Below are 13,797 nucleotides of genomic sequence, written 5' to 3' on the forward strand. Positions count from 1 at the left end.
ACCCATGCGAATTCTGGCTATCGATACCGCCACAGAGGCGTGCTCTGTTGCCCTGTGGAATGACGGTACTATCAAGGCTCACTTTGAGCTTTGCCCACGAGAACACACCCAACGAATTTTACCGATGGTTCAGGAAATCCTGGCCGCTGGCGATCTCACGTTAACCGATATCGACGCCCTGGCGTTTGGTCGCGGTCCCGGCAGTTTCACCGGCGTGCGTATCGGTATTGGCATTGCTCAGGGGCTGGCGTTAGGCGCAAACTTACCGATGATCGGCGTCTCCACCCTGGCTACCATGGCGCAGGGCGCCTGGCGTAAGTCGGGCGCGACTCGCGTGCTGGCGGCGATTGACGCGCGAATGGGCGAAGTCTACTGGGCCGAATACCAGCGTGATGACAACGGTAACTGGCACGGTGAAGAAACCGAAGCGGTGTTAACCCCCGAGCAGGTACATGAGCGTTTATTGCAGCTGTCTGGCGACTGGGTGACGGTCGGGACGGGCTGGCCGGCATGGCCTGAGCTTGGTAAAGACAGCGGGCTGACGCTCAGCGATGGTGACGTGCTGCTTCCAGCGGCTGAAGACATGCTGCCCGTCGCCACGCAAATGCTGGCTGCGGGTGAGACCGTAGCGGTCGAACACGCTGAACCGGTTTATTTACGTAACACCGTGGCGTGGAAGAAACTTCCCGGTAAAGAATGAATCTTAGTAGTAGAACCCCGGCTAAGACGTACAGTCGTCAGTGCACAGCATTGTGAACAGGCTGGGGCAGAAGCTAAGAAAAGGGAGTCACAATATGGCGGTGCAAAAGCAGTTATTGAAAGGTGTGTTGGCGGGGGCCTTAGCGTTAATGCTTAGCGGCTGCGTCACCATCCCGGATGCGATTAAAGGTTCGAGCCCGATGCCGCAGCAGGATCTGGTGCGGGTGATGAATGCGCCGCAGCTGTATGTCGGACAGGAAGCGCGTTTCGGCGGCAAAGTGGTGGATATTCAGAACCAGCAGGGAAAATCCCGTCTGGAAATTGCCACCGTTCCGCTCGATAGCGGTGCACGCCCCGTGCTGGGTGAAGCCTCTCGTGGGCGGATATATGCTGATGTAAATGGCTTCCTTGACCCGGTGGACTTTCGCGGGCAACTGGTCACCGTCGTCGGCCCGATAAGCGGTACAGTGGACGGAAAAATCGGTAATACGCCGTATAAATTCATGCTGATGCAGGTAACTGGTTATAAACGCTGGCATATTACTCAGCAGATTGTCATGCCGCCTCAGCCTATCGACCCCTGGTTCTACGGTGCGCGTGGCTGGCCTTACGGTGGCTACGGCGGATGGGGCTGGTACAATCCCGGCCCGGCACAGGTTCAGACCATAGTAACAGAGTAACTCTTTGTTTTAATGGTAAAAGAAACAGCGGCTCGTCCGCTGTTTCTGCATTAACGTGGATATAAGAAAAATAAATAGTGACGTGCTTCGCAACCTTGTCGTTGTGTAATAAACAAACTGGTACGCTGAGTTAATATTATGTTAACAGTTTGTTTATTGCCTGGGGTTGTGATGACGACGAATACGCATTTTAGAGGTGATGTATTGAAAAAGGTTTGGCTTAACCGTTATCCCGCTGGTGTTCCTGCGGAGATCAATCCTGACCGTTATCAATCCCTGGTGGAACTCTTTGAACACTCAGTAAGACGGTATGCCGATCAGCCCGCGTTTGTAAACATGGGGGAGGTGATGACCTTCCGCAAGCTTGAAGAGCGTAGCCGTGCGTTTGCCGCTTATTTGCAACAGGGGCTCGGGCTGAAAAAGGGCGATCGCGTCGCGCTGATGATGCCGAATCTGCTGCAATATCCGGTCGCACTGTTTGGGATTTTACGTGCCGGCATGATCGTCGTGAATGTGAACCCGTTGTATACGCCTCGCGAGCTGGAACATCAGCTCAACGACAGCGGCGCGTCGGCGATTGTCATCGTATCTAACTTTGCTCATACGCTGGAAAAGGTGGTCGACAAAACGTCGGTGCAACACGTGATCCTGACGCGTATGGGCGATCAGCTGTCTACCCCCAAAGGAACGCTGGTTAACTTTGTCGTGAAGTACATCAAGCGCCTGGTGCCAAAGTATCACCTGCCGGATGCCATCTCATTTCGCAGTGCGCTGCAAAACGGCTATCGTATGCAGTATGTGAAGCCCGAAGTGGTGTCGGAAGATTTGGCGTTTCTGCAATATACCGGCGGGACAACCGGCGTGGCGAAAGGCGCGATGCTTACACACCGCAACATGCTGGCTAACCTTGAGCAGGTTCATGCTACCTACGGTCCGTTGCTGCATCCGGGTAAAGAATTAGTGGTGACGGCGTTACCGCTGTATCACATTTTTGCGCTAACGATGAACTGTCTGCTGTTTATTGAGCTAGGCGGTCAAAACCTGCTGATTACTAACCCGCGTGATATTCCGGGGCTGGTAAAAGAGCTGGCGAAGTATCCGTTTACCGCGATGACCGGCGTCAATACGCTGTTTAACGCGCTGCTGAATAACAAAGAGTTTCAGCAACTGGACTTCTCGTCACTGCACCTTTCAGCAGGTGGCGGAATGCCGGTTCAACAGGCGGTAGCTGAACGTTGGGTGAAGCTGACGGGGCAGTATCTTCTGGAAGGTTATGGCCTGACGGAGTGCGCGCCGCTGGTGAGTGTCAACCCTCACGATATTGACTACCACAGCGGAAGTATCGGTTTACCGGTTCCCTCCACTGAGGTCAAGCTGGTGGACGACGACGACAACGAAGTGCCGCCGGGAGAACCGGGTGAGCTGTGTGTGAAAGGTCCACAGGTGATGCTGGGCTACTGGCAGCGACCAGACGCCACTGACGAAATCATCAAAGACGGCTGGCTGCACACCGGCGATATTGCGGTGATGGATGATGAAGGCTTCCTGCGTATTGTCGATCGTAAGAAAGATATGATCCTGGTGTCCGGCTTTAACGTCTACCCTAATGAAATTGAAGACGTGGTTATGCAACACCCTGGCGTGCAGGAAGTGGCTGCGGTTGGGGTTCCGTCCGGCAGCAGCGGTGAAGCGGTGAAAATTTTCGTAGTGAAGAAAGATGCCTCGTTAACCGATGAAGCGCTGGTCACTTTCTGTCGTCGTCACCTGACGGGCTATAAAGTACCAAAGCTGGTGGAGTTTCGCGATGAGTTGCCGAAATCTAACGTTGGTAAAATTTTGCGACGAGAATTACGTGACGAAGCGCGTGCCAAAGTGGACAATAAAGGCTGAGCGTTAAGTCAGCCAGTAGAAAACGCCGGGAAATCCGGCGTTTTTTTTGGCGCAAACCTAAGAGAGCACGATTTGAATTATCAAATGATCACCACGGACGACGCGTTGGCCACGCTGTGCGAAGCCGTCCGTGAATTTCCGGCGATAGCCCTGGATACAGAATTTGTTCGCACGCGTACCTATTATCCGCAGTTGGGGCTGATCCAGCTGTTTGATGGCAAACACGTTGCTCTGATTGATCCGCAGGGGATCACCGACTGGTCGCCGCTGCGCGATATTCTGCGTGATACTGCCATCACCAAATTCCTGCATGCAGGTAGCGAAGATCTGGAAGTGTTTCTCAACGCTTTTGGCGAACTGCCGCAGCCGTTGATTGATACACAAATTCTGGCTGCTTTTTGCGGTCGTCCGCTGTCGTGGGGGTTTGCCGCGATGGTGGAAGAGTTTACGGGGGTGGCGCTGGACAAAAGCGAATCCCGCACCGACTGGCTGGCCAGACCGCTGACCGAGCGTCAGTGTGAGTACGCGGCGGCTGATGTCTGGTATCTATTACCGATCACCACAAAACTGATGGTTGAAACTGAAGCCAGCGGCTGGCTGCCAGCCGCACTGGACGAATGTCGCTTAATGCAGCAGCGTCGCCAGGAGGTTCTGGCGCCTGAAGACGCATGGCGCGATATCACTAACGCCTGGCAGTTGCGTACTCGTCAGTTGGCCTGCCTGCAACTGCTTGCCGACTGGCGACTGCGTAAAGCACGTGAGCGCGATCTGGCAGTGAACTTTGTAGTGCGTGAAGAACACCTGTGGTCGGTCGCTCGTTATATGCCAGGGAGTCTGGGTGAACTGGACAGCCTCGGCCTTTCCGGTAGTGAAATTCGCTTCCACGGCAAAACGCTGATTTCTCTGGTAGAAAAAGCGCAGGCTTTACCGGAAGAATCACTGCCACAGCCGCTGCTGAATTTGATGGATATGCCTGGATACCGCAAAGCGTTTAAAGCCATTAAGGCGCTGGTTGCCGAGGTGAGTACTGAGCATAATCTTAGCGTCGAACTGCTGGCTTCACGCCGTCAAATCAACCAGCTACTCAACTGGCACTGGAAATTAAAGCCGCAGCAGACCCTGCCGGAGTTGGTTTCCGGTTGGCGTGGCGAACTGATGTCCGATCGTCTCAACGCGCTGCTGCAGGAATATCCGCAGTAAGTCACCAGGCTCGCCGGGTTGCGCCATTGCTAACCCGGCCTGCGCAACGCTACAAATCAAGCACCAGGCGCTTACCTTTGGCGCGTGAGCAGCAAATAAGCATGCTTTGCTGGCTGGCTTTTTCGTCGTCGCTGAAATACTGATCGCGGTGATCCGCTTCCCCTTCAAGAATCGTCGTTTCACAGGTGCCGCAAACACCTTCCCGGCACAGGCACTCAACGCGCGCGGCTTTGTTATTTTCGATAACCTGCAAAATGGTCATCTCTTCCGGGACCACAAACTCGTGTCCTGAACGCGCCAGAACCAGGGTAAAGGCATCACCGCTTTTACCTTCCAGCGCAAATTGTTCGAAATGTAGCGTATTGCTGTCCAGTCTATGGAGGGAAGCCGCTTCTCTGACGGCATCGTTGAGCACTGCTGGCCCGCAGGTGTAAATATGTGTGCCGGGTTCGACATCGGCCAGCAGGCGAGATAAATCAAGGCGGGTCCCTGCGCTTGACAGATGCAGATGAATACGATCGACGCTGGGGTGTTGCAGGAGTTCGTCATAAAACGCGCAGTTGTCCTGACTGGGAGAGCAATAATGCAGTTGCCATTGCGCCTTAGAGTGTTCCAGTTCCGGGATATGCGATAAAAACGGTGTGATGCCGATACCTCCAGCAATCAACAGATGTTGTTGTGCCTGAGGAGCGAGGGCGAACAGATTGTTTGGTGTGGAGATCGTGAGCGTGTCGCCGGGTTTCACGTTTTGATGCAGATATCGTGAGCCGCCTTTGGATGCTTCCTCCAGTCGTACGGCGATTTGCCAGGCGCTCGTATCAAAGGGTGAACTCATCAGCGAGTAAGCATTGCTGTACAGATTCTCGCCATCGCGCATCTGCACGATAATATGGCTGCCACCCTGAAACGCGGGCAACGGCTCGCCTGATGTCGCCGTTAAGGTAAAGCGTTTTACCTGCGCGGTAATCGTCTCAATCCGGCTGACCCGGACTTCTTGCATTTGATAATCAGACATTGCGGCACTCCCTAAAAAATCTGTCCGGCGCGGCTTGACGATGCGCCGGAACCTGTCGTTACAGCCTCTGGTTATTCCTGAAACACCTGCGCGACCAGATTATGGAAATGGGCAATGCCATGTTCGGAGATACCGCTGCCGCTGGTGTCGGCCATAATGCGGCCCTGACCGCGATACCCGCGCGATTTCAACCCTTTTTGGACGCTTTCAACCAGACGTAAATCTTCAGGGCGGAAGACGTTGCGATACCATTCGATCAGTTGTTTCTGCTCTTCGGTCAGCTCTTCGTTGGTGAAGTAGATGTCATAGTTTTGCAGCGTAGTTTCGGCATCCACTGGAAATTCGTAGATAACGGTCATCATGCCTTTGATTGGCGTAACGTTGAGCATGGTGCACGGCCACAGCCAGAAACCGTGGAAGGCGGCATCAACACCTTCTTCGAACTTAAATGACTGCTCTGACGGTTTGGCGAAACCGTATTGTAGCGTCCAGTTGCCGTGCATAGTATGCCAGTAACGATCAACCTGAACCGAGTCGGAAAAACCAGGGTGAGCCGGGCCGCAGTGGTAGCACTCCAGATAGTTATCGACAATATTCTTCCAGTTGGCTGGAGTTCGGGTCGTAAAGCGCGCCGCCAGCTTCAGGTCATACACATCAGGGCAGGCTTCGATAACTTTGTCTGCAAGACCTGGGAGTTGTTCTTCTACGCTGCCCGCGTTCGGATCCATGTTGATAAACACGAATCCGGCATATTCTTCCAGCCGTACCGGGGTGAGATGTGCTTTCTCACTGTCGAAGTTGGCAACGTTTTCGCAGTTACGTGCATGCGCCAGGTTACCGTCAAGCTTGAATGCCCAGGCGTGGTAAGGGCAGGTAATCACATTTTTCGCTTTCCCTTCGCCGCTCAACAGCTGATGACCACGATGCGGGCAAACGTTGTAGAACGCGCGCAGCACGTTATCGCGACCACGTACCAGCACGATGTTCTCGCCAATCACTTCCCGGGTTACATAGTCATTGGGTTTCGCCAGTTCGCTACTGTGGGCGACGCAAATCCAGCTCTTAGCGAACACTTTCTCCTGCTCGTGCTCGAAGGCCTGATGGTCGGTATAGAACCGGGCAGGGATAGTCCAGGCGTCCTGTGGGTTGGCACAGAAATTTTGCGGCAGAATAAACTCAGGGCTCAGATTGCTCATTGGAATACCTTTAATTTGTGAGTAAGAGGATTTTTTACTGGCGCTTAATTGTCGCCTTTGAGTAATGTCCCGGCCGGTGGTGCGACGGGGACGTCCACTGGCGTTTCGGGGAGATGACCTTCAATTTGATGTGCAGGAACGTGGGCATAGTCCTGCCGTACCCAACGAAGAAAACCGCCAACCTTCACCAACAGTATGGCGAGGAAGGGAAGTGCGGTCAGAACCACCGTGGTCTTCATGGTTTCCAGGGACGCGCCGGTGAACAAAATCGATAATGGGATCAGGGTGATGACCACGCACCAGAACAGACGTAAGCTACGCTGCGGATCTTCCCCTTCCTGCAGGTTACGCGTGCTGGTGGCCGCCATGGTGTAGGCGACGGCATCCATATGCGAGGCGAGAAAAATAATCATGATCGCCAGATACGCCACCAGGAACAGTTTCCCGGCAGGCAACGACATCAACACTTGCTGTACGGCTGTTTCGCCGCCTAACGTGGCCATAACCTGCGGTACGTCGATCACACCGTTCACAAATTGGTGAATGGAGTAGCTTTCCATCACGCCAAAGAAGAACCAGCAGCCAACGGTACTACCCAGGATTAACGCCCAGATAACCTCTTTGATTTTGCGACCACGGGATACGCGAGTGACAAACATTGCCACGCCAGGGGTGTAGGAGATCCACCACAGCCAATAGAACACCGTCCAGTTGCGGGTGAACTCACCGTTGCCGAGCGGGTCGGTGAACAGACTCATCTGCAAAAAGTTTTGTGTCGTCAGACCGATGGCGTTAATGATGTTGTTGGTGATGAACTCGGTCGGGCCGACAATCAGCACCAACAGCGGCAGTAAAAACGCCCCCCAGCCGACCATTTTGCTCAGACGTTGCAAGCCGTTGTTGATGCCAATCCAGGAGCTCAGACAGAAAATGCCGCCAGAGAACAGGATAACAAACGCCTGTACGGTGAAGTTATCCGGTAAACCTGTGAGAGCAGATAAACCACGGGTAAAGGTGGCGGCGGTGACAACCAGAGAGATGGTTAACGCGCCAACTGTGGCGATCAGGAACATCAAATCAACCAGCCGGCCCCAGACGCCCTGCGGATGCACGCCGGTGATAGCGGCGATTATTCCGGACAGGCTCAGCCCTTTGTTTTTCCGCACATGAAAGTGGTAGGCCATGGTTAATGAAGCCAGCGTATAGGTCGCCCAGGCGCTGATTCCCCAATGGAAAAAAGAGTAGGGTAAGCTGTATTCCAGCGCTTTTTGCGAGTGCGGAGCGATATTCAGACCCGGGGTCTGGTAATAATAGGCCCACTCAGCAACGCCCCAGTAGAGCGTGGAGGAACCTAGCCCGGCACAAATAAACATAAACAGCCAGGACAGCGTGCTGTATTCCGCTTTTCCTTCTCCCAGACGAATGTTGCCGTATTTGCTGGTGGCCAGCCAGACGACCAGACCCATCGCCATCAGAACGAGGATCTGCACGGCGGAACCCAGCATCCGGGTAACGCCGTTAAAAAGGGTATTTGCGACTTGTGCAGACTGCTGAGGGAAGAGACTAAGTGTGGCGGCGATGAAAAGAATAGCCACCAGACTGATGGCTATCAGCGGCATGTCTTTTTTCTTAACGTTGCTCAACATGGGATCTCCTGGGCACAGTTGCCCGCGTATGGCATTAGCCTGTCGTTGTTATCATGCTGTAGGGAATCAGTGACTTTGTATTTAACAATTTTATTATTTGTTCATTACATGAATTAAACAATTGCTCGATGCGTGAAGCAATAAAACACGGAACGGAAATAATAAAAGGTGAATTGGCGCAGGTTATTGGCGCCATAAAAAGCATAAAAAAGCCGCGTCAGTGACGCGGCTCATATTCCGTGGTTTGACCTCTAACGCAATGCCCGAGAGATGGCCTCGCCAACCTGTTGGGTGGTGGCAGTGCCTTTCATATCCGGTGTTTTCGGGCCGCTGGCAATAACCTGCTCAATTGCCGCCAGAATACCGTCGTGGGCGGCTTTATAGTTAGCATCACCGTTGCCAAGGAAATCGAGCATCATGGCGCCAGCCCAGATAGTCGCTATAGGGTTGGCGATGTTCTTGCCGTAGATATCGGGGGCCGAACCGTGTACTGGCTCGAACAGAGACGGGAAGGTGCGTTCCGGGTTTAAGTTGGCTGAAGGCGCAATGCCGATCGTTCCGGTACAGGCTGGACCGAGATCGGAGAGGATGTCGCCAAACAGGTTGGAGGCAACCACCACGTCAAAACGCTCCGGCTGCATCACAAAGCGGGCGCAGAGTATATCAATATGCTGTTTATCCCAACGGATCTCGGGATAGTGAGCCGCCATTGCTTCCACGCGCTCGTCCCAGTACGGCATGCTGATAGCCAGGCCGTTGGATTTGGTCGCCGAGGTCAGGGTTTTGCGCGGGCGATTTTGTGCCAGCTCGAAAGCGTAACGCAATATACGATCGACGCCGCGACGGGTGAAGACCGATTCCTGGATAACCACTTCGTGTTCGGTACCTTCGCTCACGCGTCCGCCGAGGGCAGAGTATTCTCCCTCGGTGTTTTCGCGTACGACGTAGAAATCAATGTCGCCTGGCTGCTTGCCAGCCAGTGGGCAAGGGACGCCCGGAAACAGGCGCACCGGGCGCAGGTTGACGTACTGGTCGAATTCGCGGCGAAACTTAAGCAGCGAACCCCATAATGAGATGTGATCAGGCACGGTGTCCGGCCAGCCAACCGCGCCAAAATAGATAGCATCAAAGGATTGCAACTGCTCATGCCAGTCATCCGGCATCATCTTGCCGTGATGGGCGTAGTATTCGCAGCTGGCCCATTCCATTTGCTCAAAGCTGAGCGACAACCCCCAACGCTCGGCGGCTGCCTGCAACACATGAATGCCCTCAGGCAGAACTTCTTTACCAATGCCATCTCCGGGGATAGCGGCGATACGCCAGGTTTTCTTCATAGCAGCTCTCACTTGTACGCCATCAAAATTGACTTTCCCCTTATCCTATAATTGACTGATTAATAGTTAATCCCCCTAACTGGTGAAACATAAAACACAGATCATGAATAATCTGCCGCTGCTAAATGATTTACGCGTCTTTATGCTGGTTGCCCGTCGTGCGGGATTTGCCGCCGTTGCCGAAGAGCTGGGCGTATCTCCGGCTTTTATCAGTAAGCGCGTTGCCCTGTTGGAGCAAACGCTGAACGTGATGCTGTTGCACCGAACAACGCGGCGCGTAACCATCACGGAAGAGGGGGAGCGGATCTACGAATGGGCACAGCGGATCCTGCAGGATGTCGATCAGATGATGGACGAGCTGTCCGATGCCAGGCAGATCCCGCAGGGGATGCTACGAATTATCAGTAGCTTTGGTTTTGGCCGCCGGGTGGTCGCTCCGGCGCTGTCTGCGCTGGCAAAAGAGTACCCGCAGTTAGAACTGAGGTTCGATGTTGAAGACCGTCTGGTCGATATGGTCAATGAGGGCGTCGATCTCGATATTCGTATCGGGGATGATATCGCGCCGAACCTGATTGCCCGCAAGCTGGCGACTAACTATCGTATTCTGTGCGCCTCGCCGGAATTTGTGGCGCGGCATGGAGTGCCGAAACAACTGAACGATCTTTCTACTTTCCCCTGCCTGGTTATTAAAGAACGCGACCATCCGTTTGGTATCTGGCAAATGCGTAATAAAGAGGGCGCACACTCAATAAAGGTTACGGGGCCGCTGTCGTCTAACCATGGCGAAGTGGTACATCAATGGTGTCTGGATGGGCAGGGAATTGCTTTGCGTTCGTGGTGGGACGTTTGCGACAACATTGCCAGCGGACATCTGGTGCATATATTGCCTGAGTATTATCAACCCGCCAATATATGGGCGGTTTATGTCTCCCGGCTGGCGACGTCGGCAAAAATCCGTATTACGGTTGAGTATTTACGCCGCTATTTTGCCGAAAACTACCCAAAGTTTACTTTGGAATAAATGCTCGATAGGTTAGTCAGAGACAGAAAATAAAAAAGGCAGAATAATCTGCCTTTTTCGTAACCATGATTTAGCGACAAAAGAGCTTATTTAGACTCTTCCGCTTCAGGTAATGTCACGTTAAGTTCGAGGATCGAAATATCGCCGTCTTTTTGTTCAAGTTGTACTGTGACCATTTCGGGATCAATTTGTACATACTTGCAGATAACGTCGAGAATATCCTTGCGCAGCTGCGGTAAATAATGTGGCTCGGCGTCACTACGACGACGTTCCGCAACAATAATCTGCAGTCGCTCTTTAGCGATGTTCGCTGTGCTCTTTTTCCGCGAGAGAAAAAAATCCAGTAATGCCATAACTTATCCTCCGAACAGGCGTTTGAGGAAACCTTTCTTCTCTTCTTCAATGAAGCGGAAAGGACGTTCTTCTCCCAACAGACGGTCTACGGTATCAGCATAGGCTTTACCGGCATCAGCATTGATGTCGAGAATAACCGGCTCACCCTGGTTAGACGCGCGCAGGACCGACTGATCTTCAGGAATCACGCCAACCAGCTTGATTCGCAGAATTTCCAGTACGTCTTCCATGCTCAGCATGTCACCTTTATTTACGCGGCCAGGATTGTAGCGCGTCAGCAACAAATGCTCTTTAATTGGATCTTCACCGTTTTCCGCGCGACGAGATTTCGACGCCAGAATACCCAGAATACGGTCAGAGTCACGTACAGAGGAGACTTCCGGGTTGGTGGTAATAATCGCTTCATCGGCAAAATACAGGGCCATCAGCGCACCAGTTTCAATACCCGCCGGAGAGTCGCAGACGATGAAGTCGAATTCCATCGTTTTCAGATCGTCCAGAACTTTCGCGACGCCTTCACGCGTCAGCGCGTCTTTATCGCGAGTTTGTGAGGCCGGAAGAATAAAGAGATTTTCGGTACGCTTATCTTTGATTAGCGCCTGATTTAACGACGCATCGCCCTGAATAACGTTGACGAAGTCGTAAACGACGCGGCGTTCACAACCCATAATCAGATCAAGATTACGCAGGCCGATATCAAAATCAATAACGACAGTTTTCTTTCCCTTCTGGGCCAAACCTGTAGCGATGGCCGCGCTGGAGGTGGTTTTGCCAACGCCCCCTTTACCCGAAGTAACAACAATAATGCGTGCCATAGAAATTCCTTGTTAAAAAGGGATCAATTCAACGGTTGAACTGTCAAAGCGTTCTCTGCTAATTGCAGACGTGCCGCTTTGCCATAAAATTCTGCTGGGATTTTATCACTCAGCCAATAAACACCTGCGATAGACACCAGTTCTGCCGTCAGATGGGTACAAAAAATTTGCGCTTCCCGGTCACCGCTTGCGCCTGCCAACGCACGGCCTCTCATCATTCCATAAACATGAATATTGCCATCAGCGATAAGCTCTGCGCCTGCACTGACGTGGCTTGTAACAATCAGATCACATTGTGGTGCATAAATGCGCTGACCGGAACGAACCGGCACATTTATTAATCGTGTTTTTGTGATGGGAGTAACGTTTTGTGGCGGAGCGACGGGAGCCGGGGCCTCAACGGGCGCAGGACGAATAGCTTTTTCTTTACCTTCAGTCAGTAAAGGAAGACCCATTTCGTCGATTTCTGCCTTGAGTCTGGCGTCTTTGCATCCGCTAACGCCGATAATGCGCAATCCGGTAGACGCGACAACCTTCTGCAGCGCTGACCAGTTTACCGGGCTTTCAAGACCACTCACGTTAACCACTACGGGAGCATGTTTTAAAAAAGCAGGTGCCTGCGCGATTTTGTCTTCCAACGCCTGACGAATAACCTCGGGTTCTGCTTCATGTAAATGAACCACTGATAAGGTGAAGCTACTGCCTTTAAGCTCGATTGGCGTGTTTGACATCCTGGCCTTACTCAATTTGCTATTTATCATCCCCAGCGCGGGGTGATATTCCGAAGACTATAAGGCATGTTATAGTCAGTATTATATTGAGGCAAGCCACCATTCCGTGAATTCAGAGTAAAAGATATGTTTTGTGTGATCTACCGAAGCAGTAAACGTGACCAGACCTATTTATATGTCGAAAAAAAAGACGATTTCTCGCGAGTTCCTGAAGAACTGATGAAAGGATTTGGTCAGCCGACGCTGGCAATGATGTTGCCGCTTGATGGCCGTAAAAAGCTGGTTAATGCCGATCTGGAAAAAGTAAAACAGGCACTCACCGAGCAGGGCTATTATTTACAAATACCACCGCCGCCAGAAGATTTACTTAAACAGCATCTGGCCGCGACGAAACAAAATACACCAGACGATAAACGCTAAACTGCATCCGGCAGCAGCACGCCCCATCGATGCAGTACCTGAAATTGATAACTACGTTAGGGGAAAGTAATGTATCAACATCATAACTGGCATGGTGCTCTGCTGGATTATCCGGTGAGTAAGGTGGTTTGCGTAGGGAGTAACTATGCCAACCATATTAAAGAGATGGGTGGAACGCCTCCGGAAGAACCGGTGCTGTTTATTAAACCGGAAACCGCGCTGTGCGATTTACGCCAGCCGCTGGTGATCCCATCTGATATGGGTGCGGTTCACCATGAAGTTGAGCTGGCTGTTTTGATTGGCGCGACCCTACGTCAGGCGACGGAAGAACATGTGCGCAAAGCCATTGCGGGCTATGGCGTCGCGTTGGATCTGACCCTGCGTGATATTCAGGGCAAAATGAAGAAGGCGGGGCAACCGTGGGAAAAAGCGAAGGGCTTTGATAACTCTTGCCCGCTGTCAGGGTTTATTCCGGTGGCGGAATTTAATGGTGATCCTCAGGATACGATGCTCGGGTTAACGGTTAACGGTGAACAGCGCCAGCACGGCACCACGGCGGATATGATCCATCACATCGTTCCTTTGATTGCCTACATGAGTCGTTTCTTTACCCTCAAAGCGGGCGATGTTGTGTTGACGGGGACGCCAGCAGGAGTTGGGCCGTTAAACAGCGGTGATGAACTGGCTATCAGTTTTCATGGTCAAACGCTGACGACACGCGTGCTGTAATCTCTTCTTGCCGCCTTTTCGGGCGGCAAAACTTGCATCAGCGTGCCAGACTGGTTATAAGGTGCAG

14 protein-coding genes are annotated in these 13,797 nt (G+C 52.5%); 7 read left to right on the top strand and 7 right to left on the bottom strand.

What is annotated here, in order from left to right; all coding sequences use genetic code 11:
* Positions 1-4: 4 nt before the first annotated feature.
* From tsaB to rnd, 4 genes are all read left to right on the top strand, one after another.
* Positions 5-700 carry a tRNA (adenosine(37)-N6)-threonylcarbamoyltransferase complex dimerization subunit type 1 TsaB gene (gene tsaB / locus OGX96_RS16185; protein WP_032943756.1) on the top strand — a complete coding sequence of 232 codons (696 nt, stop codon included), beginning with the start codon at positions 5-7 and terminating at the stop codon, positions 698-700.
* Between the two features lie 94 nt (positions 701-794).
* On the top strand, positions 795-1,379 hold the full coding sequence (locus OGX96_RS16190) for a Slp family lipoprotein (RefSeq protein WP_003020975.1): 585 nt from the start codon (positions 795-797) through the stop codon (positions 1,377-1,379).
* 204 nt (positions 1,380-1,583) lie between these two features.
* Positions 1,584-3,269, top strand: a complete 1,686-nt coding sequence (gene fadD, locus OGX96_RS16195) for a long-chain-fatty-acid--CoA ligase FadD (protein ID WP_286583608.1) — start codon at positions 1,584-1,586, stop codon at positions 3,267-3,269.
* A gap of 84 nt (positions 3,270-3,353) precedes the next feature.
* Entirely contained in the window at positions 3,354-4,469 is a 1,116-nt protein-coding gene (gene rnd / locus OGX96_RS16200) for a ribonuclease D (RefSeq protein ID WP_003833751.1), read from the top strand.
* 49 nt (positions 4,470-4,518) lie between these two features.
* Here the strand turns inward: rnd and OGX96_RS16205 are convergent, their stop codons facing one another.
* The 4 genes from OGX96_RS16205 to OGX96_RS16220 all read right to left on the bottom strand — a co-directional run bounded on the left by OGX96_RS16205 (position 4,519) and on the right by OGX96_RS16220 (position 9,660).
* A complete protein-coding gene (locus OGX96_RS16205) occupies positions 4,519-5,484 on the bottom strand; it encodes a PDR/VanB family oxidoreductase (RefSeq protein WP_286583611.1) in 966 nt (321 codons plus the stop codon).
* Between the two features lie 71 nt (positions 5,485-5,555).
* On the bottom strand, positions 5,556-6,680 hold the full coding sequence (gene yeaW, locus OGX96_RS16210; protein WP_286583613.1) for a carnitine monooxygenase, oxygenase subunit YeaW: 1,125 nt from the start codon (positions 6,678-6,680) through the stop codon (positions 5,556-5,558).
* A 44-nt stretch (positions 6,681-6,724) separates the two neighbouring features.
* Positions 6,725-8,326, bottom strand: coding sequence for a BCCT family transporter (locus tag OGX96_RS16215; RefSeq protein ID WP_008785019.1), 1,602 nt, complete (start codon positions 8,324-8,326; stop codon positions 6,725-6,727).
* Between the two features lie 251 nt (positions 8,327-8,577).
* Complete coding sequence (locus OGX96_RS16220) at positions 8,578-9,660, bottom strand: tartrate dehydrogenase (RefSeq protein WP_198802411.1); 1,083 nt, start codon at positions 9,658-9,660, stop codon at positions 8,578-8,580.
* 103 nt (positions 9,661-9,763) lie between these two features.
* Here OGX96_RS16220 and OGX96_RS16225 point away from each other — a divergent pair, with 103 nt between their 5' ends.
* Complete coding sequence (locus tag OGX96_RS16225) at positions 9,764-10,681, top strand: LysR family transcriptional regulator (RefSeq protein WP_191215696.1); 918 nt, start codon at positions 9,764-9,766, stop codon at positions 10,679-10,681.
* Positions 10,682-10,767: 86 nt separating this feature from the next.
* On the opposite strand, the gene minE is transcribed toward OGX96_RS16225, so the two are convergent.
* The 3 genes from minE to minC are packed head-to-tail and all read right to left on the bottom strand — an operon-like array spanning position 10,768 to position 12,581.
* Positions 10,768-11,034, bottom strand: coding sequence for a cell division topological specificity factor MinE (gene minE / locus OGX96_RS16230; protein ID WP_003833739.1), 267 nt, complete (start codon positions 11,032-11,034; stop codon positions 10,768-10,770).
* 3 nt (positions 11,035-11,037) lie between these two features.
* Positions 11,038-11,850, bottom strand: coding sequence for a septum site-determining protein MinD (gene minD, locus OGX96_RS16235; RefSeq protein ID WP_003020956.1), 813 nt, complete (start codon positions 11,848-11,850; stop codon positions 11,038-11,040).
* Between the two features lie 23 nt (positions 11,851-11,873).
* Positions 11,874-12,581 carry a septum site-determining protein MinC gene (gene minC, locus OGX96_RS16240; protein WP_003833736.1) on the bottom strand — a complete coding sequence of 236 codons (708 nt, stop codon included), beginning with the start codon at positions 12,579-12,581 and terminating at the stop codon, positions 11,874-11,876.
* Positions 12,582-12,707: 126 nt separating this feature from the next.
* Between minC and OGX96_RS16245 the strand changes: the two genes are divergently transcribed.
* The gene (locus OGX96_RS16245; protein ID WP_003833735.1) at positions 12,708-13,001 is read left to right on the top strand and encodes a YcgL domain-containing protein; all 294 of its coding nucleotides are present in this window, start codon (positions 12,708-12,710) and stop codon (positions 12,999-13,001) included.
* A gap of 69 nt (positions 13,002-13,070) precedes the next feature.
* Positions 13,071-13,730 (top strand): fumarylacetoacetate hydrolase family protein, encoded by a 660-nt coding sequence (locus tag OGX96_RS16250; RefSeq protein WP_100272295.1) that lies wholly within the window; start codon positions 13,071-13,073, stop codon positions 13,728-13,730.
* Positions 13,731-13,797 lie beyond the last annotated feature (67 nt).

The sequence above is a fragment of the Citrobacter sp. Cpo100 genome, from assembly GCF_030332595.1.
In the GTDB taxonomy this organism is placed as follows: domain Bacteria; phylum Pseudomonadota; class Gammaproteobacteria; order Enterobacterales; family Enterobacteriaceae; genus Citrobacter; species Citrobacter portucalensis.

Excerpts from the sequence above, each read along its gene's own strand:
- tsaB (WP_032943756.1), top strand. The coding sequence starts at position 5 with ATGCGAATTCTGGCTATCGATACCGCCACAGAGGCGTGCTCTGTTGCC.
- OGX96_RS16190 (WP_003020975.1), top strand. The coding sequence starts at position 795 with ATGGCGGTGCAAAAGCAGTTATTGAAAGGTGTGTTGGCGGGGGCCTTA.
- rnd (WP_003833751.1), top strand. The coding sequence starts at position 3,354 with ATGATCACCACGGACGACGCGTTGGCCACGCTGTGCGAAGCCGTCCGT.
- OGX96_RS16205 (WP_286583611.1), bottom strand. The coding sequence starts at position 5,484 with ATGTCTGATTATCAAATGCAAGAAGTCCGGGTCAGCCGGATTGAGACG.
- yeaW (WP_286583613.1), bottom strand. The coding sequence starts at position 6,680 with ATGAGCAATCTGAGCCCTGAGTTTATTCTGCCGCAAAATTTCTGTGCC.
- OGX96_RS16215 (WP_008785019.1), bottom strand. The coding sequence starts at position 8,326 with ATGTTGAGCAACGTTAAGAAAAAAGACATGCCGCTGATAGCCATCAGT.
- OGX96_RS16220 (WP_198802411.1), bottom strand. The coding sequence starts at position 9,660 with ATGAAGAAAACCTGGCGTATCGCCGCTATCCCCGGAGATGGCATTGGT.
- OGX96_RS16225 (WP_191215696.1), top strand. The coding sequence starts at position 9,764 with ATGAATAATCTGCCGCTGCTAAATGATTTACGCGTCTTTATGCTGGTT.
- minE (WP_003833739.1), bottom strand. The coding sequence starts at position 11,034 with ATGGCATTACTGGATTTTTTTCTCTCGCGGAAAAAGAGCACAGCGAAC.
- minD (WP_003020956.1), bottom strand. The coding sequence starts at position 11,850 with ATGGCACGCATTATTGTTGTTACTTCGGGTAAAGGGGGCGTTGGCAAA.
- minC (WP_003833736.1), bottom strand. The coding sequence starts at position 12,581 with ATGTCAAACACGCCAATCGAGCTTAAAGGCAGTAGCTTCACCTTATCA.
- OGX96_RS16245 (WP_003833735.1), top strand. The coding sequence starts at position 12,708 with ATGTTTTGTGTGATCTACCGAAGCAGTAAACGTGACCAGACCTATTTA.
- OGX96_RS16250 (WP_100272295.1), top strand. The coding sequence starts at position 13,071 with ATGTATCAACATCATAACTGGCATGGTGCTCTGCTGGATTATCCGGTG.